Source organism: Kitasatospora sp. NPDC094016 (genome assembly GCF_040304045.1).
Lineage (GTDB): Bacteria > Actinomycetota > Actinomycetes > Streptomycetales > Streptomycetaceae > Kitasatospora.
In genome coordinates this window covers 56340-82255 of record NZ_JBEOUK010000023.1, presented here as the reverse complement: position 1 = coordinate 82255, position 25916 = coordinate 56340, and the positions used below count along the sequence as shown (strand labels likewise).

Sequence of the window (25916 nt, the reverse complement as noted above, 5' to 3'; positions counted from 1 at the left end):
AGGGGTCCGGCCCGGCGCGGACGGCTCACAGCCAACCGCGCCGGGCCGCCTGCACGCCCGCCTGGAAACGCGTGGTGGCCCCCAGCTGGGCCAGCAACGCCGATACCCGGCGCACCACCGTGCGCCGCCCCAGCCCCAGCCGCCGGGCGATGGCGTCGTCCGTGGCACCACTGGCCATCAGGGTCAGGATGCGGCGGTCCCGCTCACCGATCCGCAGGTCGACGGCGGACACCGACGCCGGGACGGCCAGCCGCCAGAGCGTCTCGAACACCGCGGCCAGCGCCCGCAGCAGGCCCGAGGGCCGGATCAGCAGCGAGACGACGCCCGGGCGCCCGTCGGCCGCCAGCGTGACGATCGCCAGGTCGTCGTCGCCCAGGGCCAGCTTGAGCGGCGGCTCGTCCAGCGTGCGGGCCTGCTCCCCCGCCTCGACCATGCGCGCCATGTTGGGGCCCGCGACCGGGTCGTCGAAGGCGCAGCCGTGGTAGATCGAGCGGTAGACGACACCGGCGGCCATCCGCTGGCGCTGCAGCACCTCCTGGTCGAGGTAGTAGGCCGAACTGCCGGAGTAGGGCGGCACGTCGATGACCCGCACCTGGTGGCGGGCGGCGAGCTGGAGGCGCCGGCTGGCCGCCAGTACCTGGGCGGCGTCCTCGACCACCTCCAGGGCGCCGTAGGTGCCGGCGTCGCGCCGGGCGAAGCGGTAGAGGCGTTCCAGTTCCGCCCCGGCCCGGCGCGCCGCGGCCTGCCGGACGGCGTCGCTCTGCAGCACCGCCTCGACCACCCGGCCGGGCGGCAGCGCCTCCCAGGCGCGGTCGCGGTGGCCGTCGTCGCGGTGGCCGTCGTCGCGGTGACGGTCGTCGCGCGGGCCGTCGTCACGGTGGCCGTCGTCGCGCGGGCCCCCGCCGTTGCAGGCCACGACGACGCCCTCGTCGGCGAGTTCCCTGAGCACGGCCAGGACGGCGCCCTCGCCGAGGCCGACCCCGGCCGCCAGCTCCGCCGCCCGCGCCTGCGGACGGCCGACCAGGCAGCGGTAGATCCGGCCGCGTTCGGAGTCTGGATCCAGCACGTCATGCACGACGTCCCCCGTCATCGTGTCGGTGTGTCGGTGTGTCGGTGTGTCGGCTCATCGGCTCGTCAGCTCGGCGCTGTGCCGTTGTGCCGTTGTGCCGACCCGTCCGCTCATCGGTTTGTCGGCTTGTCGTCGTGCCGGTGTCGCCCGGACGGGCCGTCGGAGGCTACCCACCCCGGTGGCGCACATGCGCCAGTGGCCCAGGTGCGCCGCAGGTCGCTCTGGCGGACGGCCGGGCGATCTCGCAAGAGTTGTCGGTGTTCAGACAGCTCCAGCGGTTCCCCCCGGGAACGGCTGCACCCTCACGGCCAAGGACGACCCTTGACACCAGCCCAGCCCGCCCGGCGCCCGCCCGCGCGGCCCCTGCGCGCCCGGCTCCGGCACGCCAGGACGGCCGTCGCCGCCCTGACCGCCTGCCTCCTGCTGCTGGGCGTGCCCGCCGCGCACGCCGAGGCCCCCGCCCCGCCGCCGATGAAGGACGGCTTCGGGCTCACCCAGGTCGGCGCCCCCACCGGCAGCGCCACCAACTTCGTGCTCACCGTCACCACACCCCAGGTCGCCGGGGAACACACCATCCGGATCCTGCTGCCCGCCGACTACGCGGCCAGCCCGGCCAAGCGCTACCCGGTCCTGTACTTCCTGCACGGCGCCTCGGACAACCCGAGCGACCCGGCCCTGGCCTACCCCGCCCTCACCGCCGCGCAGTCGATGATCACCGTCATCCCGGACGGCGGCCTGCGCGGCTGGTACACCGACTGGCTCGACCAGAACACCGCCGCCGGGGCGCAGAACTGGGAGACCTTCCACCTCGACCAGGTCGTCCCGTTCATCGACGCCAACCTGCGCACCCTGACGGGCCGCAGGAGCCGGGCCGTCGGCGGCCTGTCGATGGGCGGCTTCGGCGCGCTGCACTACGCGCAGGACCGGCCCCAGCTGTTCGGCCAGGTCCTCACCATGTCCGGCGCGAACGACCTCTCCGTGAACGAGATGATCATCCGCGGGGCCGTGGTCGCCACCCTGGTCAACGCAGGCGCCGTGCTGTGCGGGCCCAGCGACGGGAAGCCCTGCGGCCTCGACTTTGGCCCCACGGTCTCCAGCGACGCGATCTTCGGCTCGCCGTACCCGGTGTTCAACGCCGACTGGCGCTGGAACGCCGCGGACCCGGTCTCCCGCGTGGGCGCGCTCGCCGACACCGGCATCGCGGTCTACACCGGCAACGGCAACGGCAGCGCCTCCGACATGGAGTTCTGGGCCGAGGGCACCGCCAAGCGCCTCAAGGACCGCCTGGACGCCCTCGGTTACCGCTACCGCTACGTCGACTACGGCAACGGCGCCGGCTGGGGCACCGCCTGCAACGGCGGCCACAGCGCGGGCTGCTGGGCGCAGGACCTCGTGGACTACGTCCCGCGCCTGGAAGCGGCCTTCGCCGCCGCCTGACCGGCCGCCCTCCCCTTCTTTCCGACTCCTCTCCCCTCTCCCTCTCCCCGTTCCCGACGAAAGGACCCGACCCCGTGCTTTCCGCCACGACCCCGAGCCGACCGGCTCCCTGGCTGCGCCTGATCGCGGCCGTCCTGGTGGCCTGTTGCGCCGCCCTGGGCTTCACCGCCTCCCCGTTCGCGACCGCGCGGGCCCACGCCGCCACGGCGCCGGCCGCCGCCTGCGCCTCCCCGCAGCAGTGCCTGACCATCAAGTCCCTCAGCAACGGGCGCCAACTCGACGTCCAGAACGGCACCATGGGCGACGGCGCCTACATCGTCACCAACTCGGCGCCCGGCTACCACCAGTCCTGGCGGCTGAGCGTCGACCCCTCCGACTTCTCCTTCACCATCGTCAACAACGACACCGGCAAGTGCATCGACCTGGCCTTCTTCACCCCGGCCCTGCGCCAGCAGACCTGCGCCGGGCAGGCCAGCCAGCGGTGGTTCCTGCAGCCGGTCGCCGGGGCCGCCGACGCGTTCATGATCCGCCACCTGGGCGACAACACCTGCCTGGACCTGCTGCTCGGCGCCCAGTACGACGACGCCTGGACCGACCAGTACACCTGCAACGGCACCGCCAACCAGCAGTGGTCCACCGGCTTCCCGCAGGCCGCCCGCGGCCTCGCCGTCGACCACGCCGCCAAGCAGTGCCAGAAGGACGTCTCCTCCTGCTCCTGGACCGTCAAGAGCGAGGCCCCCGCGGCGCCGCTGCCCAAGATCTGCGTCTCCTCGATCTGGTTCAACAACACCAGCAGCGCCGCCCAGCAGAACTTCGCGGTCACCAACATGACCGGCTGGTCCAGCACCATCGGCGGCGAGATCGGGGCGGAAATCTCCGGCGGCGCCCCCGGCGGCGTCTTCACCACCGCGGTCAAGACCGCCGTCAACTACAGCAACGTCTGGCAGGGCTCGACCACCGTCAACAACGCCGTCACCGTCACCGTCCCGCCCCAGCAGTACGGCTGGGTGACGCTGGCCGAGCTCGCCCGCAAGGTCACCGGCAACTGGACCTTCGACGCCCGCGGCTTCCCGTGGACCGCCGAGGACACCGTCACCGTCCCGCTCACCTCCGACCCCAGCGGCGGCGCCACCCTCTACATCGCCAACACCAGCCCCACCTTCACCAGCTGCACCTGAGCCCCACCGCACGGCCGACAGCCAGCCGCCGCCCGGCCCCGCCGGGCGGCGGCCCCGCTTTCCCCCGGCCCTTCCCCGCCCCGCCCTGACCCGCCGTCACCTGCCCTGACCTGCTGACAATTGTCACGGCCGGCCGGTGTGGCAGCACACTGCCGGTCGGGGGCGCGGCGCGGACAGCATGGGGGCATGACCTCCACCGACGTGCACCACCCCGACACCGTCCGGGCCTTCCGCACCATCAGGCGACTGGTGTTCGCCTACCTGGGCCTGAGCGTCGTCACCCTGGCGGCCGCCTACGCCCTGCGCAACCACCCCGACCTGGTGAACCCGGCCGTGTGGATCCGCGGCACCCTCGTCGTGGCCAGCGCCGTGGTCACGTCCCTGTTCACCACCCGGGCCGCCCGCGGCTCGCACGCGGCGTACCGGCGGCTGCGGATCATCTCGGCCGTCATGATCGCGGCGATCGTCGTGATCATCTGCGTGCCGGGGACCTTCCCGTTCTGGATGAAGGCCGAGCAGGCCCTGTGCGGGCTGGCGCTGGCGGGGGTGGCCACCGTGGTCAACGGACGCCACCTGCGTACCCTGTTCGCTCGATCCGACGCGACGTGAGGCAGGCGAGGGTGGACGAGGACACGCAGGCGGCCCTCCCCGGGCCCGCCGCCGCGGAGCGCGCCACAGGGGAGCGCGCCCCGCAGCGGTGGGTGCGGGGCTGGCGGCGGATCATGCTGGGCGCCGGGATGCTGGTCTACCCGTGCCTGACCGCCGTCGCCGTGGGCGGCAACGTGTCCGGGGCGGCCCTGGTCGCCGGGTACGCGGTCGTCGGCGCGTTCTGCCTCTGCTTCGTCCTCACCGCCACCGCGATGATCCACGGCCGGCGCCGGCAGGTGCTCCTGCTGCTGGCGGTGATGAGCGCGCTGTTCCTGGCCGCGCTGCCGTCCGCCCACGAGAACGCGTTCTACCTCGCCACCGTCGTCGTCTCCTTCGTCGCCGTGCTGCGGCGCCGCCACGCCACCCTGGTGACCGTCACCGCCACCCTGGCCGCCCTGCTGGTGCCGTGGGCGGTACCCGCCTGGCACGCCGGGCCCGGCGCCTTCCAGGCGCTGGCACTGCTGTTCACCGTGCTCACCACGGGCGCGTTCGCGGAGATCGCCACCACCAACCAGGCCCTGGTGGCCGCCCGGGCCGAGGTGGCGCGGCTGGCCTCGGAGGCCGAACGCAACCGGATCGCGCGCGACCTGCACGACCTGCTCGGGCACTCGCTCACCGCGATCACCGTCAAGTCCCGTCTGGCCCAGCGCCTCGCCGCCAAGGACCCCGACCAGTCGCTGGCCGAGATGGCCGCGGTGGAGTCGCTGTCCCGGCAGGCGCTGGCCGACGTCCGGGCCGCGGTCACCGGCTACCGCGACGTCACGCTGGCCGGCGAACTCGCGCGCGGACGCGAACTGCTGCGCGCCGCCGGGGTGGTCGCCGACCTGCCGACGTCCACCGACCCCGTCGCCACGCAGGACGGGGAACTGTTCGGCTGGGTCGTGCGCGAGGGCCTGACCAACGTGGTCCGGCACGCCCGGGCCGACCGCTGCACCGTCACCGTCACCGGCTCCTCCGTGGAGATCCGCGACGACGGGACGGGCGCGGACGGCAGAACCGGCGGGACCGGTGGGACCGGTGGGACCGGCGAGGGCAGCGGGGTCGGGAAGGGCCTGAGGGGCCTGCGGGAACGGGTCGCGGCGGCCGGCGGTACCGTCGAAGCAGGCCCGCTGAGCCCGCGCGGGTGGCGGCTGCTGGTCACCGTCCCTCCGGGCGCCCGCCACGGGCGCGCCCCCGCCCGGAAAGGGACGACATGACGATCCGCCTGCTGCTCGCCGAGGACCAGGAACTGGTCCGCACCGCGCTGTGCGCCCTGCTCGACCTGGAGGACGACTTCGCAGTGGTCGCCGCCGTCGGACGCGGCGACCAGGTCGTCGACGCGGCCCGCGGACACCGGCCCCACGTGGCCCTCCTGGACATCGAGATGCCCGGACTCGACGGCCTGGCCGCCGCCGCCGTCCTGGCCCAGCAGGTGCCCGACTGCCGGGTCGTCATCCTCACCACCTTCGGACGCGCCGGCTACCTGCGCCGGGCGATGGAAGCGGGCGCGGTCGGCTTCGTCGTCAAGGACGCGCCGGCCGAAGTGCTCGCCGACGCCATCCGCCGGGTCGCGGCGGGCGAACGCGTGGTGGACCCGGAACTGGCCGCGGCCACCCTGGCGGCCGGCGCCTCCCCGCTCACCGCCCGGGAACGCGACGTCCTGAACGCCTCCCGCTCCGGGGCCGGCGTCGCCGAGATCGCCGGCAAGCTCTACCTCTCGGAGGGCACGGTGCGCAACTACTTCTCCTCCGCCATCGCCAAGACCGCCACCCGCAACCGCACCGAGGCCCTGCGCACCGCCGACGACCGCGGCTGGCTGTGACACCGCCGCACGACGGGTGCAGGGCTTCCCGGAACGGCGTCAGAGCCGCTCGACGGTGACCTCGGTGATCACGACGTCCTCCACGGGGCGTTCACCGTCCGTGGGCACGGCCGCGAGGGCGTCGACGACGGCCCGGGAGTCGGCGCCGGCGACCTGGCCGAAGATGGCGTGCCGGCGGTTCAGGTGGGCGGGCGTGCCGACGGTGATGAAGAACTGCGAGCCGTTGGTGCCCGGGCCGGAATTAGCCATGGCGAGCAGGTAGGGCCTGGTGAAGTGCAGTTCGGGGTGGAACTCGTCGGCGAAGGCGTAGCCCGGGCCGCCGGTGCCGCCGCCGGTCGGGTCGCCGCCCTGGACCATGAAGCCGGCCACCACACGGTGGAAGAGCGTGCCGTCGTAGTACGGGCCACTGCCCGGCCCGCCGGTGCGCGGGTCGGTGTACTCCCGGGCGCCCTCGGCGAGCTCGACGAAGTTGCGGACCGTCTTCGGCGCGTGGAACTGGAACAGCTCCAGCCGGATCGGGCCCAGGGTGGTGTGCAGGGTCGCGAACAGGCCCTTGGCCATGGCGGACTCCTTTGCTCGGGTGGTCAGTTGGGGGCGGGGACCGGCTCGACGGGGCCGAAGTCGCGGAAGGTGCCGTAGGTGCGCGTCGGGGTGCCCCTGATCTCGACGCGCTGGTCGAAGCGCACGGTGCGGCCCTGGGCGTCGATCCACTGGTCGAGCTGGAAGGACGCCACCCCCATGCGCTTGAGGTTGAGGTAGCGCTCGGCGTCCACGGCGCGCATCTGCTCCACGCCGAGCGTGCCGGACAGGTGGAAGGCGGGCGCGCCGTTCTGCTCCTCCATGCCCTTGCGGGCGGCGGGGCCGAGCGCCAGCAGGGCCTTCGCGTAGCCGTGGTAGTCGGCGATCCGGTCGGCGAGGGGGGACTTGCGCCAGCCGCTGCCGGACTTGATGTACGCCGCGTCCTCGGTGACGACGACCGGGTCGCCCGCCGAATCGCCGCCGGCGCCGAGGGACTCGGTGAGGCGGCCGGTGCGTACCTTGCCGTTGAGGTTGATCCGGCCGGTGGTGGTCGCGACCAGCGGGCCGCCCTCGGTGCGGAAGTCCTGGGAGGCCGCGTAGGGCGTGCGGGCGGCCTGGGCGAGGGCCTGCTCGGGGTCGATCACCCCGCCGGCGGGCGCCTCGGCCGGGGCCGAGGCAGGTGCGGACGCCGGGGCCGATGCCGATGCCGACGCCGGGGCGGACGCCGGGGCCGATGCCGATGCCGGAGCGGACGGCGGGGCGGCGGGGGTCTGGGCCGCCGAGGGGGCGGCGTCGTCGTTGCAGCCCGTCAGCGCGGTGAGGGAGAGCACGGTCGCGGCGGCGGCCAGGGCGGTGGTGCGGCGAATCGTCAAGAAAGGTCTCCGGTCGAGGGGATCGGTGTCGGCATCCTGGCACACGGCGGGTTCGCCACCGCACTCGGCGCAGGGGCGGGGCGCAGGTCAGGGGGGTGGGTCGGGGCGCGGGTCGAGCGGATCCCGCGCGGCGCCAACTTCCCTGCAGGACAGGCCTGGTGTCCACTTGCATGGCGGATCGGCCCGGTTTCGGGTGGGTCGGGGGCGCGGGCGGGGGGATCGGCTTGAGAGGATCGGCCCGGAAACGGGATGGACGGGAGAGGGGTGAGACGTGGTCGGTGCCGTGCTGGTCGGTGTCCTAGTGATCGTGGTCGGCGGGTGCGTGTGCGTGGTGTGGGCCGAACGCGGCGGCCCCCGCTGGGTGCGCGCCGTGGCGTCCGTGACGCTCGCCTCGGGGTCCCTGCTGCGCCGCTCCTCGCGCAGCCGGCGCCGGAACCGGAGCCTGAGCGGCGGTGACAGCGGCGACGATGGCGGCGATGGTGGTGGCGGTGGTGGCGGCGGCGATGGCGGCTGAGCGCCCCGCCCGCGGGCGCGACGACGACGAGCGGCTGCGGCGGGTCTTCGAGGCGGTGCTGGCCAAGACCCTGTCCGGGACCGGACCGCTCACCTGCACGGGCCTGGACGAGGACACCGAGAACGCGCTCTGGGCGGTCTGGGAGGCGTACCCGCACGCTTCGGCCGAGCTGGTGCAGGCCGCGCGGCGCGCCTTCGCGGGCCAGCTGGACGGCAGCAACGCGGCCCGCTGGCACGCGGACCTCGCCCGGGCGATCGCCGGGCGCCGCGCCCACGGCTGAGCATGCGGCCCCACGCGCCCGGGCGTCCCCGGACGCGTGGGCGGCCGGGGACGCCCGGGGGGCGTCAGCTCTCGGTGGAGCGGCGGCGGGAGGCGACGACGAGCGCCGCGCCCGCGGCCAGGGCCGCAGCGGCGCCGCCGGCCTCCCAGCCGAGGCCCTCGGTGCCGGTGGCGGCGAGCTGGCCGGGGCGGGTGGTGACCGTGGTGGTGCCCGTGGTGGCCGTGGCCGTCCCGGCGGTGGTGCCCGCCGCGATCGCGCCCGCGGTCGTGCCCGTCGTGGTGGTCAGGGCGGCGGGCTGGACGGCCGGCTGGACGCCGGTGGCGGTCTGCGGCTGCTCGGCGGGCCGGGCCGGCTGCGGGGCCGGCTTGTTCGCGGCGGCCTCGTCCTCGGCACGGGCCGTGAACTGGCCCTCCTTCAGGAACTTCACGACGTCCTCGTCGGTGCCGCCGTCCAGCGCCCGGCTGGCGGCCTCGCACACGGCCCGCCCGCCGACCGCCATGATCTGGGCGAGCTTCACCCGGTTGTCGTCGGCCCGCTGCCTGCGGAGCTCGACGTCCAGGAAGTGCCGCACGTCGGCGACGGTGCCCGCGAGGGCCTTCTCCCCCGCCGCGCGCACGCCCGGGCCGGTCTCCTTGTCGTCCAGGATGCCCTGCACCTTCGCACGGGCCTCGTCCTCGGCACGGGCCGTGAACTGGTCTTCCTTCAGGAACTTCACGACGTCCTCGTCGGTACCGGCGTCCAGCGCCCGGCTGGCGGCCTCGCACACGGCCCGCCCGCCGACCGCCATGATCTGGGCGAGCTTCACCCGGTTGTCGTCAGCCCGCTGCCTGCGGAGCTCGACCTCCAGGAAGTGCCGCACGTCGGCGGCGGTACCCGCGAGGGCCTTCTCCCCCGCCGCGCGCACGCCCGGGCCGGTCTCCTTGTCGTCCAGGATGCCCTGCACCTTGGCGCGGTCCTCGTCCTCGGCGCGGGCGATGAACTGGCCCTCCTTGAGGAAGGCCAGGATTTCCTCGTTGCTGCCGGATATCGCCTTCCCGGCGGCCTTCTTCAGTGCCGGCCCGGCGCCGTCGAAGATCCGGGCGACCTTCAGCCGGTTGTCGGTCTGACGCCGCTCGTCGAGTTCGACGTCCAGGAAGTGCCGCACGTCGGCGGCGGTACCCGCGAGGGCCTTCTCCCCCGCCGCGCGCACGGCCGGGCCGGTCTCCTTGTCGTCGAGGATGCTCCGGACCTTGGCGCGGTCCTCGTCCTCGGCGCGGGCGATGAACTGGCCCTCCTTGAGGAACTTCGCGACGTCCTCGGCGGTGCCGCCCCGCAGGGCGGCCGTGGCGGCCTTCTTGACGGCCGGCCCGCCGACCGCGAGGACCTGGTAGGCCCTCACCCGGTTGTCGATCACGCGCTGGTCGTGGAGCTCGACGTCCAGGAAGTGCCGCAGGTCGGCGGCGGTGCCGTTCAGAGCCTTCTGGGCCGCCTCGCGCACGCCCGGGCCGCTCTCCTTGTCGGCGAGGATGCGCCGCACCTCGGCGCGGTCGTGCTCCTCCTGGCCCGTCCCCTGGTCCTCGGTGCCCTTGGACGCGGTGTCAGGTCCGGAGACACCGGCCGGCTGGGGGTTGTCGGCGGCGGAGGCCATCGACGGGAAGAGGACGGTGGGGGCCAGGACGGCGGCCGCGACGACGGCGGACACCCGGGGCAGCTTCATTCAGTACCTTGCGTTGTGCGGAGAGATTGTGAACGCCCGCCAGCATAGATCGTCTTTTACGGTTGCCATACCAAGTATTTGCCGCCCTCCCCGGTGCTGCGTGAACTGCGGGAGGTCCGTCAGCAGTTCGACCGCCCGTTCGTGGTGGACGCCTCCGCCTACGAGGCCGCTTTCGCGGTGCGCGCGACCGCGCTGGAGGAGCAGGTGGAGGCGACGGTGCGGTGGTGGCGGTGGGGGCGCATCCGTCGCGGATCGGTAGGGGGTACGTAGCGCGGCCGCCCCCGGCGGGTTGCCGGGGGCGGGTCTGGCGGGTGGTCAGGTCATGCCGGGTCGGGTGGTCAGGTCGTGGCGGTGTCCTTGGCGGCGGGTGCCGGGTGGGTGGTGGCGGGTGCGGCCCCGGTGGGCGGGGCGGGGATGGTGGCGGCGACCGCGGCGGCGGCCAGGGCCACGCCGCAGCCGATCAGCAGGCCGACCCTGAAGCCGCTCTCCGAGGGCAGGGTGTGGCCGCCGAGGGTGGTGGTCAGCTGGGCGAGGACCACGCCGACCACGGCGGCGGAGACGGAGGTGCCGAGCGAGCGCATCAGGGTGTTGAAGCTGTTCGCGGACGCCGTCTCGGACAGCGGCACGGCGCTCATGATCAGTGCGGGCATCGCGCCGTAGGCCAGGCCGACGCCGCTGTTGCACACCAGTGTCACGACCAGGACGCCCCAGGTCGAGCCGATGAGCACCATCGAGAGTCCGTATCCGGCGGCGATCGCGAGGGAGCCGGCGACCAGGGTGAACTTGGGGCCGCGCGCGGCCGACAGGCGTGCGCCCAGTGGTGAGACGGCCATCATCATCAGGCCGGAGGGTGCCATCCACAGGCCCATGGCCAGCATCGACCGGCCCAGGCCGTAGCCGGTGGCCTCGGGGAGTTGGAGCAGTTGCGGGATGATCAGCGCCTGCGCGTACATGCCGAAGCCGACCAGGACGGATGCGGCGTTGGTCAGCAGGACCCGGGGGCGGGCCGTGACCCGCAGGTCCACCAGCGGTTCGGGGCAGCGCAGTTCCCACCGGCCCCAGGCGAGGAGCAGGACGGCGGCGGCGGCGAACAGGCCGAGGGTGAGGGGGTCGGTCCAGCCCCAGTCGGCGCCCTTGGAGACGGGCAGCAGGAGGCAGACCAGTCCGGCGCCCAGGCCGGCCGCGCCGACGGGGTCGAAGCGTCCGCCGGCGGGGCGCCGGGCGGGGGCGGGGACGAGGAAGCGGATCATCGCGGCGACGACGAGGGTGAGGGCGGCGGCGCCCCAGAACAGGGCCCGCCAGCTGGCGTACTGGGCGACGGCGGCGGCGATCGGCAGGCCGAGGCCGCCGCCGATCCCCATCGAGGCGCTGACCAGGGCGATGGCGGAGCCGAGCCGTTCGGGCGGCAGGACTTCGCGCAGCAGGCTGATGCCGAGCGGGACGACGCCCATGCCCATGCCCTGGAGGCCGCGGCCGATGATCATCGGTACGGCCGCGGAGGCGAGCGCGCACAGGACCGATCCGATGAACAGCGGTACGCAGCAGGCCAGGAGCATGCGGCGTTTGCCCAGCAGGTCGCCCAGGCGTCCGCTGATCGGGACGAAGACGGCGCCGGCGAGCAGGGTCGCGGTGATCGCCCAGGAGGCGTTGGACGGCGCGGTGTGCAGCAGTCGGGGCAGTTCGCCGATCAGCGGGGTGACCAGGGTCTGCATGATCGCGGCCACGGTGCCGGTGAAGGCGAGGGTGGCGACGATGCCGGTGGTGGGGGTGGTACCGGCGGCCGGGGCGGTGGGGGCGGTCGTGCCGCCGGGCTGGGGGCCGTCCATGGCGGGCTCCTCGAAAACGGAATGTGTATCGTACATATTATGTGCATCGAGCACATTACATGGCCGGACCGCGCCGTCACACCCCTTTGCCATACTGGACAAGGCCCGCGAAACCCGCAGGTCAGCGGTGCGGCGATGAGGGTGAAGGGCGAAGGACGACGGCATGGGAGAACGTACGGACCTGGTCGAGTTCGAGTACATGGTGCTCGGCCGCCACCACTACCTGAGCCAGTCCGCCGCCCGCCCGCGCGGCAGCACCCTGGAGCGCAGCGCGTACATCCTGCTCAGCCGCATCCGCATCCAGGGCCCGATGTCCATCGGCGAGCTGAGCGAGGCCTTCAACCTCGACGCCTCCACCCTCAACCGGCAGACCGCCGCCATGACCCGGGCCGGCCTGGTCGAGCGGATCGCCGACCCCGACGGCGGGATGGCCCGCAAGTTCCGCCTCACCGACGAGGGCGACCGCCGCCTCGACGAGGAGCGCGAGGCCCACGTGGAGGCCCTGGACCGGGTGATGGCCGGCTGGTCCGCCAAGGACGTCACCACCTTCGCCGCCTACCTGCGCCGCTTCAACACCGACATCGAGCACCTCGACGGGCGCCCCTGGCCGCGCCCCTGACCAGTCGGGTGTCGAACGACCCCCCAGAAAACTGGGATACCGGCGATTGATCGCGCGCTGACAAGCTGACCGCGGCGGACGGACCGGGTGGCCCTGGGGCCCTCCGGACCGGCCGCCGCCCCTCGTCGTCTCCCCTCCTTGGAGAGCACTGTGCGTTCGCTAGTCCGGCGTATCGTCCTCGGCATCGCGCTCGCCCTGACCGGCCTGGTGCTGGTCCCGGGCGGCTCGGCCTCGGCCGACACCCCCTCGACGGTCCTGCTCAACCAGAAATCCGAGCGCTGTCCCAACGGCGCGATATGGGGCGGGCAGGAACTGCACCCCTGCGCGCCGTCCAACAACCCGGGCCAGTGGGTGTTCAAGCCCGTCCCGGGCCTGCCGAGCGTCTACACCGTCAACAACGCCGCCGACCAGCGCTCCTGCCTGACGGTCGACAGCACCCCCTCCGGCGTCCAGTGCTACGCCAACAACACCTCGCAGATGTGGCGGGTCACGCCGTGGACCGCGGCCGACAGCACGCCGCGGTACGGCATGCTCGGGATACGGCTGCAGAACATCTCCACCTCCCAGTGCCTGGACAACACCGAGCACAGGATCGGCGGCGGCTGGCGGCTCTACATGTTCGACTGCAACTACGGCGGGTACCAGGAGTGGGACATCGCCCGCAACACCTACGAGGCCCTGTTCGGCGGCGTCGCCACCCACAACGGCATGACCTGGGCCACCCTTGAGCAGCGCGCCGACAACGTCGTGCACGTCGGCAACGACAACAGCAGCAACGCGTACAGCGGCGACACCCCCGCCACCGCGCAGCTGCCCGTGCTGTGCCTCAAGCAGGACGGCCGCCCCGCCCCCGCCGGCGTGCCCACCAGCGGCTTCCACAGCTGGGCCGGCGGCGAGGTGAAGGCCACCATCCCCACCTCCGGCAGCCAGCTCACCAGCCGGACCGCCGCCGACCAGCTCTGCGCCGGCTACTTCGGCGCCGGCTTCCGGATGGCCGAGTTCCACGACGCCAACGGCTGGGGCCTGTGGGCCAACGGCACCCTGCCTGCCAACACCCGCTTCTGGACCGCCATCACCGACCAGCCGGCCAACCCCTGGAGCTGACCGCAGCTGAACGAGAAGGGGCGGGCGCCTGGCGCCCGCCCCTTCTCGCTGCCGAAGCGCCCAACGCGTCACCGACTGGGCCGATGTGGGCACCGACCCCAACCCGGCGGTGCCGATCAGGCCGCGCGCTGTCCGTGGAGGAGGACGGGTAGCGATCGGCCCGCCAACGCCTCGCTGACGCGGGCGGCTTGGGAGGGCGCCATGACGTCGGGGAGCCGGCGGGCGGGGACGAAACGGGCGCCGAACAGGCCACTGCGGTGCCGGGGCGGGACGGTGAGGCGGGTGTCGTCGTGCACGGTGCCGCCGTCGAAGACCAGGTTGAGGCGCTCCAGGTAGCGGTCGGCCGGGGTGAAGTCGACGGCTACAACGTCCGTGAGGCGCAAGCTGAGGCCGGTCTCGGCGAGGAGGTGACGGGCGGCGGCGAGGTTCGGGGACTCGTTGGGCTGGGCTGCGCCGCCCGGGAGGAGGAGGCCGTCCATGTAGTCCGGGTCGACGAGCAGGACGTCGCCGCGTGGGTTGCGCACGAGGACGAGGCAGCCGAGCCGGCACACGGGCGGCTTGGCGAGCAGGCGGGGGTCTTGCATCAGGGGTTCACTTCCTGAGGGCGGCGAGGAGTACGAGGGAGAAGCCCGCCCACCACAGCAGGCGGACGAGAAGTTCAGCCGTCATGCGTCAGGCGCTCGTAGCGCAGCCCCTTGCGGAGCAGGTCGACGACCCGCAGGAGTTCGACGGCACGGGCCGAGCCCAGACTCACCAGGTAGCACCCGGTCAACCGCCCGCGCTCCCAGTCGACTTCGACGGACGGAAGCGTCACTCCACCCAGGGCGAGGACGGTGGTCAGGTCGTCGAGGACGTCGGCCGCCTGGCGCCGCTGGTCGGCGGTCACCCGGGAGAGCATCGAGGACATGCTCACTCCCCCGGCCGTTTGTGGACCTCGAAGACGCGCCAGGCACTCCAGGCCTCGGAGAAGGAGCCGAACCCGCCGAGCTCACCGTCCGGTTGGCGCAGCCACTCCCGGGTGACCTCGTTGCGGACGCGGTAGAGGCGGGCCCCGGTGTCCCAGCGCACGCCGTAGCCGTGGAGGCGGGGAACCTGGTCATAGGCCATGAGGAAACCCTCCGCGATCAATGTTTCACGTTCTGTGCACATGGTGGCCCCGCGTCACCTAGCATCGGAAGCGAAGATGGACTTGTCTTCCCGGGCATCCACGTTGGAGCACCCATGGTGAACATCAGGGAAATCGATCCAGAGTCAAGCCGCTGGGCCCCCTTCGGAGTGCTGCTCCGCAGGTCACGAGTGGCGGCCGGCCTCACCCAGGGCCAGCTTGCGAGGCGCATCGGGTGCCACCCGTCCACGATCTCGGTCGCTGAAACTGCCACGAAGCAGGTGTCGAGACGATTCGCCGAGAAGGCGGACGAAGTCCTCGGGACCCACGGCTCCCTGACGCTGATGTGGCTCCAGGCCTCCAACAGTGCCGGTCTCGCCGAGGGATTCGCCGAGTTCACCAAGCACGAGACGCAGGCCACGGAGATAAGACTGTTCGAAATCGGCGCCATTCCTGGGTTGCTCCAGACCCGGGCCTACGCCGAGGCCGAGTTGGCCGGTGCCGTGGATCTGGGCGAGGTCACCGCCGAACAGGCCGAGGAACGTCTCAACTTCCGGATGGCCCGGCAGAAGTTCCTGGAGCGCACGCCCCCGCCCCTGGTCTTCGTCGCCCTCGACGAGAGTGCTCTTCGATGGCGGCTCGGTGGTCCCGCCGTCATGGCGGAACAGCTCCAGCGGCTCGAAGACCTGGCGGAAGGACTGCCGAACGTCCTGGTGCAGGTCGTCCCCTTCACCATGGGGGTCCACCGGTCGTTCCGCTCAGCCGTCACCCTGCTGACCGTCGGGGACAACACCCAGTTCGGGTACACCGAGACACTGCACCGGGGTTTCCTCGAACGCGATCGGGCCACTGTCGTGACGTGGCGCAGGAGATACGATCGCCTTCAGGTAGACGCGCCGCCCAGGGCCGAGTCCCTGGCCATGATCAGAAGCATCCGGAAGGAACTGGCACCATGAGCTCCCGCCCCGATCTGTCCTCTGCCCACTGGGTCAAGTCCTCCCACAGCACCGACGGGGGTCAGTGCGTCGAGGTCGCGCCCGGCTTCCCGAGCGTCATGCCCGTCCGTGACTCGAAGGACCCTCACGGCCCGGCCCTCGTCTTCCCCGCCGCCGCCTGGCAGTCCTTCGTCACCGCCATCCGCACCGGCGAATTCGGCACCAGCTGATACCGCTCGATGGCGCCGCCACCCCGGCCCGGGGCGGCGGCGCCTGGGGGTGTCACTCTGGATCCGGCAGCCCTTCACCTGCATGGTGGGCCAATGTGCGCACTGACCCCGAGCCGGCCACCTGGTTTCCGGCGGTGCCGATCAGGTCGCGCGCTGTCCGCGAAAGAGGACGGACGGCGTCGGCCCGCCAACGCCTCGGTGGCGCGGGCGGCTTGGGAAGGGACCATGACGTCGGGGAGTCGGCGGACCGGGACGAAGCGGGCGCCGAACAGGCCGCTCCGGCGCTGCGGTGGGACGGTGAGGCGGGTGTCGTCGCGCACGGTGCCGCCGTCGAAGACGACGGCGAGATCGAGCAGCGAGGCTACATCGATCGAGATACTGAGCCGATTGCTGCGCTGGCCGACGACTACGATCGGCTCGTAGTCGAAGCCATGAGCCAGGCCGACTCGGTGGCCATGATCCGCGCGGTACGGAGGGACTTTGAATGGATGCCGACCTGACTGACACCGGCTGGAGGAAGAGCTCATACAGCGGTAGCGGCGGCACGTGCGTGGAGGTCGCCAACGGCTTCACCGATGTGCAGCCCGTCCGCGACTCCAAGGACCCCCACGGCCCGGTCCTCCTCTTCCCCTCCGCCGCCTGGCAGGCCTTCGTCACCGCCGTCCGCACAGGCGAATTCGGTACCAACTGATGCCGCTCGATGGCGCCGCCGACCCGGCCCGGGGCGGCGGCACCTGACAGTGTCACTCTGGATCCGGCAGCCCTTCGCTTGCATGGGAAGAAGGAGCACGGAGCGGTGAACTCATCGAGGATGCAGCGGGTGTTGCCGCTCGCCGCAGGTCATACGATCTCCTCAGGGCCATGGCCCTGTCGCCCCGGGGCTCCAGGGCGATGATCAGGCGCATCTCACAGGAGTTCGGTCGTGCCAGCAGGGAACCAGGAGAGATGGCGGAAGAGTAGCCATAGCAACAACGACGGCGGCATGTGCATTGAGGTGGACGATGCCCAGCCAGGTCGCGTGCGGGACAGCAAGGACCCCGACGGCCCCCGCCTCAACTTCCCACCAGCCGCTTGGCAGACATTCATCACCGCCATCCGAGCCGGGGAGTTCAGCACCAACTGATCCACCTGCGCGGCGCAGCCATCGCGGATGACTGCGCCGCACAACCCAGGACCCCAAGCATCCGGAAGGAACTGGCACCATGAGCTCCCGCCCCGACCTGTCCTCTGCCCACTGGGTCAAGTCCTCCCACAGCAGCGACGGGGGTCAGTGCGTCGAGGTCGCGCCCGGCTTCCCGAGCGTCATGCCCGTCCGTGACTCAAAGGACCCTCGCGGCCCTGCCCTCGTCTTCCCCGCCGCCGCCTGGCAGTCCTTCGTCACCGCCGTCCGCACCGGCGAATTCGACACCAACTGACGCTGCTTGTGCGCCGCCGCCCCGGCCCGGGGCGGCGGCGCCTGACGGTGTCGCTCTGGATGACGAGCCGACGCTGAGCCACCTCTGCCCAAACGGTGGGCGAGCCTGGCGGGGCACGGTCTGCCGTGGCTCGACGCCCCCCGCCGGCCCCGAGTTCGGCGGCGGGAACGGGGGCCGGGTCAGTCCCACCAGAACGACCACTGGTTGGAGGCGACGAGGCGTTCGGCGTAGGCGGCCAGGGTGCCGGTGCCCTGGAAGACGAGGTCGGGGCAGAAGGCGGTGTGCTCGGCGGCCAGCGGAAGGGCCTCGGCGAGCGTGGCGGGCGGGACGGCGACGCTCAACTCCAGGGTGTCGAAGCCGACTTGGAGGACCTGGGCGCCGAAGCGGCGCTCCCAGTCGGCGAGTACGGCGGCGATCTTGGCGGTGTCGTCCTCGTGGTTGAGCGGGCCGCTCCAGCCGCAGGCGGCCAGCGCCTCGGCGCCGCTGCCCGCCCGGACCAGGCCGAGGCGCGCGTCCCGTACGGACAGCAGCACGTCGGCCAGGCCGCGGGCCTCGATGCCCGGGGCTCCGCCGGGGACGGCCGCGGCGGGGGCGGAGCCGGGCCAGGCGGGGCCGAAGGGGGCCAGGGCGGCGCGGAGTTCGGCGGCGTCCTCGGCGTCGAGCGGGCCCTCGGGCGCGTCCTCGTCGGTGCCGCCGAGCTGCTGCCACCAGCGGCGCAGCAGGGCGTCGGGGTCGTAGAGGGTGGGGTCGGAGGCGTAGGCCGGGAAGAGTTCGCCGGACAGCCAGGGGCGGCAGTCGGCGCCGTCGCCGAGGGGGACGAGCAGCAGCGGCCACAGGCCGGACTGCGGGTGGGCGTGGTGGAGTTGCTGCCACAGGCCGGCGGGGGCGGGGGCGTCGCTGATCCACAGCAGCGGCTCCGGCCCGTCCTCGCCGCCGACCAGGCGGCCGGGCGGGAGGGTGGCGGGCAGGAGACGCGACAGGTCCGAGGTCATGCGGCCACCGTAGGGGCGGTCACTGACAAGGGAGTTCGGGCGGCGGGGTTCGGGCCCGCAGTGCGGCGGGGTTCGGGCCCGCGGTGCGGCGGGGGCGGTTCAGGCCCAGGGCAGGGCGGCGCGGGTGCGCCAGTACTCCGGGGCGGGTTCGGCCAGGGTGGCGAGGGCGGCCAGGTCGTCGGGGGTGGGGTGCAGGGTGGCGGCGGTGAGGTTGGAGGCGAGTTGGTCGACGGTGGCCGCGCCGGACAGGACGAGGTCGGCCCAGGGCTGGGCGGCGGCCGCGGCCAGGGCGAGGGCGTCGAGGGGCGCGCCGGTGCGGGCGGCGAGGGCGCGCAGTGCGGCGGTGTCGTCGCCGGTGGCGTTGCGCCCGGCGAGGCGGCCGTTGGCCATGCCTTCCTTGATGACGACCAGCCAGCCGGCGGCGTGGGCTTCGGCCAGGGCGGGGGCGGCGGAGGGTTCGAGGAGGTTCCAGGTGGCCTGGACGGCGGTGAACAGCGGGCGGCCGTCCACGGTGACGGCCAGGGCGGCGCGGATGGTGTCCGCCTGGGCCGGGCCGCTGGTGGACAGGCCGACCCGCACGCCCTGCCCGGCCAGGTCGGCCAGGCGGGCGTGCAGGGCGGTGTCGGTCAGGGCGGGGCTGTCGGGGGTGACGGAGTGGACCAGGTAGACGTCCAGGTGCGGGCCCAGCAGGGAGCGGGTCTCGTGGAGCTGGCGGTCGAACACCGCCGTGGAGTGCTCCTTGACCTCGTGCACGGCCACGCCGGTGGTCTGCCAGTCGGCCGTGTAGGTGTAGCCCCACTTGCTGCCGACCGTCACCTCGGCGGCGGCCGTGGGGTGTTCGGCGAGCCACTGGGCGACGAACTCCTCGGCGCGGCCGTAGGAGCGGGCGGTGTCGAGGTAGCGCACGCCGGCGGCGTAGGCGGCGTCGAGCAGGGCGTGGGTGCGCTCGCACAGCGCCTCGACGGTGCGTTCGGCGGGCAGGTCGCCGTCACGCCCGAGGGTGATGTAGCCGGGCCGGCCGACGGCCGCGGTGCCCAGGCCGTACCGCGCGATCGGCGGGCGGGCGGCGGCGGCTCCGGTGGCGGGGTCGGTCGGCATGGTGGGGTCTCCTCGGGCGCGACGGTGCTCACCTGGGACTTTACCGTCGGGTCGGCCGGATCGGCCGGTCAGTCAGGCAGTCAGTCAGTCAGTCAGTCAGGCCAAGGCAGGTCAGCCGGGTCAGCCGGCGGCGATGGTGGCCCGGATCCAGTCGGCGTAGGCGCGCACGTCGGTGTACAGGCCCGGGCCTTCGGAGCAGGGCACGCCCGGGGCGCCGGGGCCGGAGGTGGTGCCGATGAGCTCCCAGCGGCCGCCGCGGCCGCGCTGGATCTGCGGGCCGCCGGAGTCGCCGAAGCAGGCCATGGCCTTGGGGGTGGGGCTGGTCGTGCACAGGCGGGTGGGGCCGGCGTAGCCGGGGGCGCAGTCGGCCACGGCGCCGCGGCGGGTGTCGAGCTCCTGGAGGCGGTCGGGGAAGACCATCTCCTCGAACTCGGGGGTGTCGACGACGGTGCCGAAGCCGAGCAGCCGGGTCGGGGTGCCGGGCGGGCCGGGGCGCTGGGCGACGAGGATGGGCCGCTGGGCGACGGCGCGGTCCAGGCGCACCAGGGCGAGGTCGTCGTAGTTGGGGCGGGTCTGGCCGTCGCCGAAGCTGAAGCCGGGGTGGACCACGGTGCGGGTGATGGCCCGGACGGTGCCGCCGCTCTTGCGGTGCGCGCTGCCGATGCGCACGGTGCCGTCGAGCGTCAGCTCGCTGCCCGGGTAGCCCTGGACGCAGTGGGCGGCGGTGAGGACCCACTGGGGGTCGATCAGGGTGGCGCCGCAGGTGCCGTCGGCTATCTGCTTGGCGCTCATCGGGATCGTGGCCATGAACGGGTAGCGCTCGGTGGAGTCGTGGCCGTTGACGATCGCCTGGGCGCTGCCGGTCATGGCGGTGGTGCCCAGGGCGGCGGCGAGGGCGGCGACGGCGGTGGCGCGGGCGGCGCGGCGGCGGACGGTCTTGCGCAGGAGCACGGGTGACGGCCTTTCGGATCGGGTGGTTCGGATGCGTCCAGCCAACCCTGCGGTGCCCGGCCGGGCCATCCGGGCAGTAGGCCGCCGGGCCCGGGGGTTGTCCCCCGGGCCCGGCGGCGGGCTACCAGGGGGTCGCGGTGGGCCGGGCGTTGGTGCCCGGGGCCTGCGCCGGCCTGGGCGCGGGGGCGGCTGCGGGCCGGGAGGCGGGCGCGGGGGCGGGCGCGCCGAAGTCGCCGACGTCGCCGGAGGAGGAGGTGCGGATGGCCCGGGGCGCGGAGGGCTGCGGGGAGTCGGCGGGGCGCACGGCCCGGACGGGGGCGAGGACGGGGGCCGGGGCGAGGCTCTGGTCGAGGCGGACGACGAAGTTGACGTAGTCCAGGGGCTTGTCGGGCCAGTGGCAGTCGTTGCTGGTCAGCAGGCGGCTGCGGACGCCGTCGCGTTCGGTGACGGGCCCGGGGGTGACGCGCAGGTTCGGCTGCCAGCTGCGGCCCCACAGGTGGTGTTCCAGGGTCAGCGTCCAGCTGTCCTCGTCGACCTCCAGGGTGGCGCCGACCCGGCCGGGCAGCATCCGGGCGCCGTAGGGGCCGCGCACCACCGCGCGCTGGTCGAAGCCGGCGTTCTTGCCGACCACGGTGATCCGCCACGCGCCGTGGAACCTGAGCATCGCCGCACTCCTGACGTCCTGGCGCGCCGTCCGGGCGGGCGCGCTTCCGTCGGGGTCAACGGCTGCGGGGCGGTGGGCGGCTCAGCGGTGGGCGGCGCAAGGGGCCGGGCCGGCCGGGCGGGCTGCGCGGACCCCGCCCGGTCCCGGTTCAGGCGGCGTCGGGGCGGGCGGCGGGCCGAGCGGAGGGGGACGCGCCGGGGGCGGTGTGGGCGAGCGCCGGGTAGCCGTGCGCGGTGAGGACGAGGTCGGCGTAGCGGCGGTCGTCGAGGGGGACGCCGTGGCGCCGGAGCAGGTCGAACAGTTCGGCGAGGCGGCGGGGTTCGGTGCCGCGTGGCAGCCCGTCGCGGGTGGTGCCCAGGATGCCGAGGACCGGCCCGTTCAGATGTGCGTCGCGGGCCCCGCGGGCGGTCCGGCGGGGTGCCGGGGTCAGGCGCAGCAGCAGGACGAGCCGGTGGGCGCCGGAGTCGGCGTCCTGCCCGGCGTCCATCGTGAGCCCCTGGATGTCCCGCCATCGGTAGCGGCGCGGGACGAACGCCCGTACCAGGGTGAGGCCGTGGTCGTCGGCGCGCAGCCAGAAGCCGTACGGGACGGGCAGGGCCACGCCCAGGACGGCCGCGCTCGACAGCAGCAGTGCGGGGACGGCGCCCATCCGGCCGGCGTCCCCGCTGTCGGCGAGCACGACGCCCATCGCCAGGGCGAGCACGCAGCCGATGGGGGCGCCGGCGGCTCGCCACAGGAAGCCCAGCCGCACCGTCTGGTGTCGCGGCGCCGTGTTCACGGGCGCCCCCTTCCCACGTCGTGCCGTCGGTGGGGCCGGCCGGTTCGGCCGGTCCCGTCTCGGGCGTCGATGCCTGGCGGTCCCAGGGGAGTCGGTCACACTACCGGCCTGCCGAGATCGTTCGGCCGATCCGGGGGAAACGTCAAATGTCGTCAACACGAACGGATTTGATGGTCAGTCAGCTCGATCGGCCCGCCCGCGGTCCAGGATGTCAGCCGCCGGTGGAGGGGTCAACTGACGTTGATTGGCGGTATCTTGTGATCCACGCCAGCTGATGCCGTTGGGTTATCGTGACCTGGCCGGCCCTGCCCGCCCGCCCGGAGGAGACGCGCGGGGCCCCGGTGAGGAGGGCGGGCCATGGCGGAATCGAACCGGGAGGACGGACCGGTGGAGCTGTCCGGACTCGCGGCCAGGATCGAGGCGCTGTTCCACACCGTCCGCAGACCCGACCGCGAGCAGTACACCAACGAAGAGGTGGCCCGGGCCTGCCGCGAGGCGACCGGGGAGTCGTTCTCCACCACCTACCTGTGGCAGCTGCGCACCGGGCGCCGGGACAACCCGACCAAGCGTCACCTGGAGGCGCTCGCCCAGTTCTTCCAGGTCCCGCCCGCGTACTTCTTCGACGAGCGGCAGGGCGCGGAGATCGCCAAGGAGCTCGCGCTGCTCGGGGCGCTGCGCGACGCGGGCGTGCGCAGCCTGGCGCTGCGCGCGGTCGGCCTCTCCTCCGAGGGCCTGGACACGGTCAGCGAGCTGATCGACGTCATCGCCCGCCGGGACGCGGCCCGCCGGCACCCGGCGCCCTGACGCCGTCGGCGGGGGCGCGGGCCGCGGGCGGGGCGGACGGGGTCCGGGGCTGACGGGCGCGGGGCCGACGGGACGCGGGGGCTACGAAGACGGGGGCCAGGCACGGAGGCGGAGCCACGGCGGTCGGGAGATCGGGGGGAACGGGGCCGCTGATCGAGAAGGAGAACACAGCGTGCGGGACGACAGGTGCTACCGATCGGCGCTGCGCCGCTGCCGGCGGATGGCCGAACAGCTGGAACTGCCGAGCCCGTTCGACACCACCGTGCTACTGGAGCAGATCGCCCGTCGGCGGGGGCGGCCGATCGACCTGCTGCCGGTGGCCGCCCGGCCCAACGCGCCCTGCGGGCTGCTGGTGTCCACCCGGGAGGCGGACTACATCCTGTACACCGCCGACACCAGCGCGCTGCACCGCCGGCACATCCTGGTCCACGAGATCGCCCACCTGCTCCTGGACCACGCCGGCTCCGCGCCGCTCGGCCCGGCCGCGGACCTCCTGCCGCACCTGTCCCCCGACCTGGTCCGGCGGGTGCTCGGGCGCACCGGCTACGACGAGCCCCAGGAGCGCGAGGCCGAGCTGCTGGCCTCGCTCGTCCTCAGCCGGGCCGCCAAGGCCGACGCGGCGCACCTGCCCGGCCCGGCCCCGCACCCGGACTCGCTGGACGTCCTGGACGCCCTGCTCGCCGGCGAGCCGGGGCCCGCCGGCGGTCGGACGGCGGGGCGTCCGTGAGCGGCCTCGTCCTCTACGGCGTCGCGTTGTTCTTCGCCCTGAGCGCCTGCCACTTCGCCCGCGGCCGCCGGACCAACCCGCGCGCCATCGCCCGCTACAGCTGCTACGCCACGGCGCTGCTCGCCGCCGCGCTGCTGCTGCTCGCCCCGCCCACCGTCCAGGCCGCCGACCGGCTGCACCTGCTCGGGATCGCGCCCGCCGTGCCCGTCCTGCTCGGCGACGTGCTGCGCATCGGCGCGGCCTGCGCGATCCGGCTGCTGGCTCTCGCCCTGCGCGATCCCGAGCCGGCCCGCCGTGCGGTGCGGCGCCAGTTGGCCCTGTTGGCCGGTGTCCTGGGGGTGCGGGCGGTCCTGTTCGTCGCCGCCGCGCCTGGCCTGGACGCCTCCGACCTCACCGCCGCGCCCTCCACCGGCGCCCGGCTGGCGCTGGCCGGGTACACCGCCGCGGGCGTGCTCTACCTCGCCTACTGCCTCACCGCCCTGCTGCGCCGGCTCGCCCGGCTCGCCCGCGCCGCCGCGCCCGGGCGGCAGCGCAGCGGGCTGCGGCTGCTCACCCTGAGCCTGGTCGCGGGCCTGCTGTGGAACGCCTGGGGCGTCGACGACGTCGTCCAGGCGGCGGTCACCGGCACCCAGGCCGGCGCCGAGGACGCCCTGTGCGGCGTCCTGGGCCTGCTGTGCGTGGCGCTGCTCGCGGCGGGCCTGGGCAGCACGGTGTGGCCGGCCGCGCACGCCGCCGTCCGCCGCTGGCTGCGCGCCCACCGCCGTTACCGGGCGCTGGCCCCGCTCTGGCGGGATCTGCACACCGTGCTGCCGGAGATCGCGCTCGCCCCGGCCAGCCGCCTGCCGCTGCTGCCGCCGCGCGACCCGCAGTTCGCCCTGTACCGGCGGATCATCGAGATCCACGACGCCCGGCTGATCCTGCGCCAGCACCTCGACCCGCGGACCCCGCGGTGGCTCGCCGCCGCCGCCGCCGCGCGCTTCCCCCCGTCCGCCGCCCGGGTCGGCGCCACCGCCGGCGCCACCGCCGAGGCCGCCGCGCTGGCCGCCGCGCTGGAACGCGCGGCCGCCGGGGCCCGGCCCAACCCCGACACCCCGCGCGCCGCCCCGGCGGCCGAACCGCCGCGCGCCCTGGGGCAGGATCTGGAGTCCGAGGCCGACCAGCTGGCCCACCTCACCCGCGTCTACGCCACCTGCCCGGCCGTCGCCGAGGTCCGCGCCCGTGCCCGCGCCGCCGCCTCCTCCACCGCTGCCGACCCCGGCCCGGTCGCGAGCCCGGTGCGATGAGCCGCCGGACCAGCCGGGGGGCAGCCCGGCCGGGGCGGCGGCCGCTACCGGCGGACGGCCGCCAGCGAGCGCAGCTGCACGTGGACGGCGCCCGGTTCGGTGCCGGTCAGGGCGGCGACCTCGGCGGCGGGCAGGGCGAGGACCAGGTGCAGCAGCAGGACGTCCTGCTGGGGGGCGGTGAGGTGGGCGACCGGGCCGAGCGGGTGCGGGCCGGCCAGGGCGCAGACGTGTCGGCGGACCGCCTGCCAGGCGCAGGCGGCCGGGCTGGCGGTGGCCAGGGCGTCGAGCCAGTGGCCGCTGAGGTCGTCGAAGGCGCCCTGGACGGCCAGCGGGGCGTCGGCTGCGGGGAGCAGCAGGGCGGCGTAGTCGAGGTAGTGGCGCAGGTGGAGGTCGTACAGCGCCCACAGGCCCAGCGCCGGTCCGGTGGCGGCGGTCGTGGTCGTGGTCGTGGTGGTAGCGGTGGTCGGCTGTCGTGGTGGTGTCGGCATGGTTGATTCCCGAGGTGGCGCGGGTGGGTGCTGGTCCGCGGACGGGGCGCTGGTGGCGCGTTCCCGTCCGCGGACCGGGTCACACGAGTACCGGCGGGCCGCCGGCGCCGTCGCGGCCCGTCCCGGCGGAGTGGCCGGGGTGGCCGGCGTCCTCGGCGCGGTCGGCGGCCAGGCTGTTGCGCAGGGTCACCCACAGTTTGAACAGGATGTCCGTCGAGGTGCCGCTGCTGGAGGACTGCATGGCCCGGGTGAACTCCCGTTGGTACGTGCGGGAGTTGACCGGTGCCGGGGTGCGGGCGTTGTTCGTCCGCTCCCAGGCCGCCGCCCACAGTGCGCGGCGGGCCTCCTTGACCCCGCAGACCTCCATGTAGGTGAGGAACACCGCCTTGCGCAGCGGGGCCTCACCCCTGAGGACCAGCGCCAGGGTGCTGGAGGGCAGGCGCCCTCCCCCGGCCCGGGCCCGGCGGTCCAGCTCCTCCAGGGAGGGCCAGTCGGCCTTGCGCCGCATCTCGTGCATCGCCCGTCGCAGGTCGGCGAGGGAGTCGACCTGCTCGGGGTTGAGCCGTCGGGGCGCCCGGCGCTGGGTCCCGGAGGGGCGCGGGACGTGGGCCCAGTAGTTGGCCAGGGTCCACTTGCGGCGGGCCGCCTTGAGGTCGCCGTCGCAGGCCCGGGTGAGGGCCTCGACGACCTCCCAGTTCGGCATGGTCCGGCCGCTGGTGGCCCGTTGCAGGGTGGTCGGGTGGTAGTTGGTCCGGTCGGCGAGCTGACGGTAGGTCAACCCCGCCTCTTCACGCTGCTCGCGCAGCAACGCGGCGAGTCGGCCCAGGGCCGGCTCGGTCGCCGCGATCGGTTTCTCCTGGCGTCCCATCGCGGTCCGGCGTTC

The 25916-nt window shown here is 74.1% G+C and carries 33 protein-coding genes and 2 pseudogenes; 20 read left to right on the top strand and 15 right to left on the bottom strand.

Going from position 1 to position 25916, the window contains the following annotated elements:
- Window positions 1-25: 25 nt before the first annotated feature.
- Window positions 26-1066 (bottom strand): helix-turn-helix transcriptional regulator, encoded by a 1041-nt coding sequence (locus tag ABT015_RS21765; RefSeq protein WP_350881450.1) that lies wholly within the window; start codon window positions 1064-1066, stop codon window positions 26-28.
- A gap of 324 nt (window positions 1067-1390) precedes the next feature.
- Between ABT015_RS21765 and ABT015_RS21760 the strand changes: the two genes are divergently transcribed.
- The 5 genes from ABT015_RS21760 (at window position 1391) to ABT015_RS21740 (ending at window position 6133) form a co-directional block, all read left to right on the top strand.
- Window positions 1391-2506: an alpha/beta hydrolase gene (locus ABT015_RS21760; RefSeq protein ID WP_350881448.1), complete on the top strand. Its 1116-nt coding sequence runs from the start codon at window positions 1391-1393 to the stop codon at window positions 2504-2506.
- A 74-nt stretch (window positions 2507-2580) separates the two neighbouring features.
- Window positions 2581-3684, top strand: coding sequence for an RICIN domain-containing protein (locus ABT015_RS21755; protein WP_350881446.1), 1104 nt, complete (start codon window positions 2581-2583; stop codon window positions 3682-3684).
- A 186-nt stretch (window positions 3685-3870) separates the two neighbouring features.
- Window positions 3871-4293, top strand: coding sequence for a hypothetical protein (locus ABT015_RS21750; protein ID WP_350881444.1), 423 nt, complete (start codon window positions 3871-3873; stop codon window positions 4291-4293).
- Window positions 4294-4304: 11 nt separating this feature from the next.
- A complete protein-coding gene (locus tag ABT015_RS21745; protein ID WP_350881442.1) occupies window positions 4305-5528 on the top strand; it encodes a sensor histidine kinase in 1224 nt (407 codons plus the stop codon).
- Window positions 5525-6133 (top strand): response regulator transcription factor, encoded by a 609-nt coding sequence (locus ABT015_RS21740; RefSeq protein WP_350881440.1) that lies wholly within the window; start codon window positions 5525-5527, stop codon window positions 6131-6133. The genes ABT015_RS21745 and ABT015_RS21740 overlap by 4 nt, the downstream gene beginning before the upstream one ends.
- Before the next feature lie 39 nt (window positions 6134-6172).
- Here ABT015_RS21740 and ABT015_RS21735 read toward each other — a convergent pair whose 3' ends face one another.
- Complete coding sequence (locus tag ABT015_RS21735) at window positions 6173-6694, bottom strand: peptidylprolyl isomerase (protein ID WP_350881438.1); 522 nt, start codon at window positions 6692-6694, stop codon at window positions 6173-6175.
- Window positions 6695-6717: 23 nt separating this feature from the next.
- Window positions 6718-7524, bottom strand: coding sequence for a hypothetical protein (locus ABT015_RS21730; protein WP_350881436.1), 807 nt, complete (start codon window positions 7522-7524; stop codon window positions 6718-6720).
- A 271-nt stretch (window positions 7525-7795) separates the two neighbouring features.
- Here ABT015_RS21730 and ABT015_RS21725 point away from each other — a divergent pair, with 271 nt between their 5' ends.
- Together ABT015_RS21725 and ABT015_RS21720 are read left to right on the top strand one after the other, a co-directional pair.
- The gene (locus ABT015_RS21725; protein ID WP_350881433.1) at window positions 7796-8038 is read left to right on the top strand and encodes a hypothetical protein; all 243 of its coding nucleotides are present in this window, start codon (window positions 7796-7798) and stop codon (window positions 8036-8038) included.
- Window positions 7977-8318: a hypothetical protein gene (locus ABT015_RS21720; protein ID WP_350881431.1), complete on the top strand. Its 342-nt coding sequence runs from the start codon at window positions 7977-7979 to the stop codon at window positions 8316-8318. Before ABT015_RS21725 ends, ABT015_RS21720 begins: the two co-directional genes overlap by 62 nt.
- A gap of 64 nt (window positions 8319-8382) precedes the next feature.
- Here the strand turns inward: ABT015_RS21720 and ABT015_RS21715 are convergent, their stop codons facing one another.
- Window positions 8383-10014 carry an ALF repeat-containing protein gene (locus ABT015_RS21715; RefSeq protein ID WP_350881429.1) on the bottom strand — a complete coding sequence of 544 codons (1632 nt, stop codon included), beginning with the start codon at window positions 10012-10014 and terminating at the stop codon, window positions 8383-8385.
- A gap of 87 nt (window positions 10015-10101) precedes the next feature.
- Between ABT015_RS21715 and ABT015_RS21710 the strand changes: the two are divergent.
- Window positions 10102-10284: pseudogene (locus ABT015_RS21710) on the top strand (hypothetical protein); the annotation flags it as partial.
- Between the two features lie 68 nt (window positions 10285-10352).
- On the opposite strand, the gene ABT015_RS21705 reads toward ABT015_RS21710, so the two are convergent.
- Window positions 10353-11840 carry an MFS transporter gene (locus ABT015_RS21705; RefSeq protein ID WP_350881427.1) on the bottom strand — a complete coding sequence of 496 codons (1488 nt, stop codon included), beginning with the start codon at window positions 11838-11840 and terminating at the stop codon, window positions 10353-10355.
- A gap of 163 nt (window positions 11841-12003) precedes the next feature.
- On the opposite strand from ABT015_RS21705, the gene ABT015_RS21700 reads away from it, so the two are divergent.
- Together ABT015_RS21700 and ABT015_RS21695 are read left to right on the top strand one after the other, a co-directional pair.
- A complete protein-coding gene (locus tag ABT015_RS21700; protein WP_350881425.1) occupies window positions 12004-12459 on the top strand; it encodes a MarR family winged helix-turn-helix transcriptional regulator in 456 nt (151 codons plus the stop codon).
- Window positions 12460-12609: 150 nt separating this feature from the next.
- Entirely contained in the window at window positions 12610-13563 is a 954-nt protein-coding gene (locus tag ABT015_RS21695; protein ID WP_350881423.1) for a ricin-type beta-trefoil lectin domain protein, read from the top strand.
- A gap of 116 nt (window positions 13564-13679) precedes the next feature.
- Here ABT015_RS21695 and ABT015_RS21690 read toward each other — a convergent pair whose 3' ends face one another.
- The 3 genes from ABT015_RS21690 to ABT015_RS21680 all read right to left on the bottom strand — a co-directional run bounded on the left by ABT015_RS21690 (window position 13680) and on the right by ABT015_RS21680 (window position 14670).
- Entirely contained in the window at window positions 13680-14147 is a 468-nt protein-coding gene (locus ABT015_RS21690; protein ID WP_350881421.1) for an NUDIX domain-containing protein, read from the bottom strand.
- A 74-nt stretch (window positions 14148-14221) separates the two neighbouring features.
- A complete protein-coding gene (locus tag ABT015_RS21685; protein WP_350881419.1) occupies window positions 14222-14470 on the bottom strand; it encodes a hypothetical protein in 249 nt (82 codons plus the stop codon).
- A 2-nt stretch (window positions 14471-14472) separates the two neighbouring features.
- Window positions 14473-14670, bottom strand: coding sequence for a hypothetical protein (locus tag ABT015_RS21680; RefSeq protein WP_350881417.1), 198 nt, complete (start codon window positions 14668-14670; stop codon window positions 14473-14475).
- Window positions 14671-14784: 114 nt separating this feature from the next.
- Here ABT015_RS21680 and ABT015_RS21675 point away from each other — a divergent pair, with 114 nt between their 5' ends.
- From ABT015_RS21675 to ABT015_RS21645, 7 genes and pseudogenes are all read left to right on the top strand, one after another.
- Window positions 14785-15624, top strand: a complete 840-nt coding sequence (locus ABT015_RS21675) for a helix-turn-helix domain-containing protein (protein WP_350881415.1) — start codon at window positions 14785-14787, stop codon at window positions 15622-15624.
- The gene (locus tag ABT015_RS21670; RefSeq protein WP_350881413.1) at window positions 15621-15833 is read left to right on the top strand and encodes a DUF397 domain-containing protein; all 213 of its coding nucleotides are present in this window, start codon (window positions 15621-15623) and stop codon (window positions 15831-15833) included. The genes ABT015_RS21675 and ABT015_RS21670 overlap by 4 nt, the downstream gene beginning before the upstream one ends.
- 95 nt (window positions 15834-15928) lie before the next feature.
- Window positions 15929-16333, top strand: coding sequence for a hypothetical protein (locus tag ABT015_RS21665; RefSeq protein ID WP_350881411.1), 405 nt, complete (start codon window positions 15929-15931; stop codon window positions 16331-16333).
- Window positions 16318-16524, top strand: coding sequence for a DUF397 domain-containing protein (locus tag ABT015_RS21660; RefSeq protein WP_350881409.1), 207 nt, complete (start codon window positions 16318-16320; stop codon window positions 16522-16524). The genes ABT015_RS21665 and ABT015_RS21660 overlap by 16 nt, the downstream gene beginning before the upstream one ends.
- An 80-nt stretch (window positions 16525-16604) precedes the next feature.
- Window positions 16605-16793: pseudogene (locus ABT015_RS21655) on the top strand (helix-turn-helix domain-containing protein); the annotation flags it as partial.
- The gene (locus ABT015_RS21650) at window positions 16756-16956 is read left to right on the top strand and encodes a DUF397 domain-containing protein (protein WP_350881407.1); all 201 of its coding nucleotides are present in this window, start codon (window positions 16756-16758) and stop codon (window positions 16954-16956) included. The pseudogene ABT015_RS21655 and the gene ABT015_RS21650, both read left to right, overlap by 38 nt.
- Before the next feature lie 79 nt (window positions 16957-17035).
- The gene (locus ABT015_RS21645; protein ID WP_350881405.1) at window positions 17036-17248 is read left to right on the top strand and encodes a DUF397 domain-containing protein; all 213 of its coding nucleotides are present in this window, start codon (window positions 17036-17038) and stop codon (window positions 17246-17248) included.
- A 179-nt stretch (window positions 17249-17427) separates the two neighbouring features.
- On the opposite strand, the gene ABT015_RS21640 is transcribed toward ABT015_RS21645, so the two are convergent.
- The 5 genes from ABT015_RS21640 to ABT015_RS21620 all read right to left on the bottom strand — a co-directional run bounded on the left by ABT015_RS21640 (window position 17428) and on the right by ABT015_RS21620 (window position 21731).
- Window positions 17428-18240: a DUF4253 domain-containing protein gene (locus ABT015_RS21640; RefSeq protein WP_350881403.1), complete on the bottom strand. Its 813-nt coding sequence runs from the start codon at window positions 18238-18240 to the stop codon at window positions 17428-17430.
- A 99-nt stretch (window positions 18241-18339) separates the two neighbouring features.
- Window positions 18340-19338 carry an aldo/keto reductase gene (locus ABT015_RS21635; protein ID WP_350881401.1) on the bottom strand — a complete coding sequence of 333 codons (999 nt, stop codon included), beginning with the start codon at window positions 19336-19338 and terminating at the stop codon, window positions 18340-18342.
- A gap of 120 nt (window positions 19339-19458) precedes the next feature.
- Window positions 19459-20358: a S1 family peptidase gene (locus ABT015_RS21630; RefSeq protein WP_502897370.1), complete on the bottom strand. Its 900-nt coding sequence runs from the start codon at window positions 20356-20358 to the stop codon at window positions 19459-19461.
- A gap of 52 nt (window positions 20359-20410) precedes the next feature.
- Window positions 20411-20953: a hypothetical protein gene (locus ABT015_RS21625; protein WP_350881397.1), complete on the bottom strand. Its 543-nt coding sequence runs from the start codon at window positions 20951-20953 to the stop codon at window positions 20411-20413.
- A 148-nt stretch (window positions 20954-21101) separates the two neighbouring features.
- Window positions 21102-21731, bottom strand: coding sequence for a PH domain-containing protein (locus ABT015_RS21620; protein ID WP_350881395.1), 630 nt, complete (start codon window positions 21729-21731; stop codon window positions 21102-21104).
- A 357-nt stretch (window positions 21732-22088) separates the two neighbouring features.
- On the opposite strand from ABT015_RS21620, the gene ABT015_RS21615 reads away from it, so the two are divergent.
- From ABT015_RS21615 to ABT015_RS21605, 3 genes are all read left to right on the top strand, one after another.
- Entirely contained in the window at window positions 22089-22535 is a 447-nt protein-coding gene (locus ABT015_RS21615; RefSeq protein WP_063352883.1) for a helix-turn-helix domain-containing protein, read from the top strand.
- A gap of 172 nt (window positions 22536-22707) precedes the next feature.
- Window positions 22708-23262 (top strand): ParH-like protein, encoded by a 555-nt coding sequence (locus ABT015_RS21610; protein WP_350881393.1) that lies wholly within the window; start codon window positions 22708-22710, stop codon window positions 23260-23262.
- A complete protein-coding gene (locus ABT015_RS21605; protein ID WP_350881391.1) occupies window positions 23259-24545 on the top strand; it encodes an MAB_1171c family putative transporter in 1287 nt (428 codons plus the stop codon). The genes ABT015_RS21610 and ABT015_RS21605 overlap by 4 nt, the downstream gene beginning before the upstream one ends.
- A gap of 44 nt (window positions 24546-24589) precedes the next feature.
- Here ABT015_RS21605 and ABT015_RS21600 read toward each other — a convergent pair whose 3' ends face one another.
- Complete coding sequence (locus tag ABT015_RS21600; RefSeq protein ID WP_350881389.1) at window positions 24590-25033, bottom strand: hypothetical protein; 444 nt, start codon at window positions 25031-25033, stop codon at window positions 24590-24592.
- Window positions 25034-25112: 79 nt separating this feature from the next.
- Window positions 25113-25901, bottom strand: a complete 789-nt coding sequence (locus tag ABT015_RS21595) for a helix-turn-helix domain-containing protein (protein WP_350881387.1) — start codon at window positions 25899-25901, stop codon at window positions 25113-25115.
- Window positions 25902-25916: the final 15 nt, after the last annotated feature.

Bases quoted from the DNA above. Each gene is read 5' to 3' on its own strand.
- ABT015_RS21635 (WP_350881401.1), bottom strand. From the start codon at position 19,338: ATGCCGACCGACCCCGCCACCGGAGCCGCCGCCGCCCGCCCGCCGATC.
- ABT015_RS21630 (WP_502897370.1), bottom strand. From the start codon at position 20,358: ATGGCCCGGCCGGGCACCGCAGGGTTGGCTGGACGCATCCGAACCACC.
- ABT015_RS21680 (WP_350881417.1), bottom strand. From the start codon at position 14,670: ATGGCCTATGACCAGGTTCCCCGCCTCCACGGCTACGGCGTGCGCTGG.
- ABT015_RS21740 (WP_350881440.1), top strand. From the start codon at position 5,525: ATGACGATCCGCCTGCTGCTCGCCGAGGACCAGGAACTGGTCCGCACC.
- ABT015_RS21615 (WP_063352883.1), top strand. From the start codon at position 22,089: ATGGCGGAATCGAACCGGGAGGACGGACCGGTGGAGCTGTCCGGACTC.
- ABT015_RS21700 (WP_350881425.1), top strand. From the start codon at position 12,004: ATGGGAGAACGTACGGACCTGGTCGAGTTCGAGTACATGGTGCTCGGC.
- ABT015_RS21640 (WP_350881403.1), bottom strand. From the start codon at position 18,240: ATGACCTCGGACCTGTCGCGTCTCCTGCCCGCCACCCTCCCGCCCGGC.
- ABT015_RS21625 (WP_350881397.1), bottom strand. From the start codon at position 20,953: ATGCTCAGGTTCCACGGCGCGTGGCGGATCACCGTGGTCGGCAAGAAC.
- ABT015_RS21685 (WP_350881419.1), bottom strand. From the start codon at position 14,470: ATGTCCTCGATGCTCTCCCGGGTGACCGCCGACCAGCGGCGCCAGGCG.
- ABT015_RS21690 (WP_350881421.1), bottom strand. From the start codon at position 14,147: ATGCAAGACCCCCGCCTGCTCGCCAAGCCGCCCGTGTGCCGGCTCGGC.
- ABT015_RS21750 (WP_350881444.1), top strand. From the start codon at position 3,871: ATGACCTCCACCGACGTGCACCACCCCGACACCGTCCGGGCCTTCCGC.
- ABT015_RS21660 (WP_350881409.1), top strand. From the start codon at position 16,318: ATGGATGCCGACCTGACTGACACCGGCTGGAGGAAGAGCTCATACAGC.
- ABT015_RS21600 (WP_350881389.1), bottom strand. From the start codon at position 25,033: ATGCCGACACCACCACGACAGCCGACCACCGCTACCACCACGACCACG.
- ABT015_RS21670 (WP_350881413.1), top strand. From the start codon at position 15,621: ATGAGCTCCCGCCCCGATCTGTCCTCTGCCCACTGGGTCAAGTCCTCC.
- ABT015_RS21705 (WP_350881427.1), bottom strand. From the start codon at position 11,840: ATGGACGGCCCCCAGCCCGGCGGCACGACCGCCCCCACCGCCCCGGCC.
- ABT015_RS21675 (WP_350881415.1), top strand. From the start codon at position 14,785: ATGGTGAACATCAGGGAAATCGATCCAGAGTCAAGCCGCTGGGCCCCC.
- ABT015_RS21595 (WP_350881387.1), bottom strand. From the start codon at position 25,901: ATGGGACGCCAGGAGAAACCGATCGCGGCGACCGAGCCGGCCCTGGGC.
- ABT015_RS21735 (WP_350881438.1), bottom strand. From the start codon at position 6,694: ATGGCCAAGGGCCTGTTCGCGACCCTGCACACCACCCTGGGCCCGATC.
- ABT015_RS21645 (WP_350881405.1), top strand. From the start codon at position 17,036: ATGAGCTCCCGCCCCGACCTGTCCTCTGCCCACTGGGTCAAGTCCTCC.
- ABT015_RS21715 (WP_350881429.1), bottom strand. From the start codon at position 10,014: ATGAAGCTGCCCCGGGTGTCCGCCGTCGTCGCGGCCGCCGTCCTGGCC.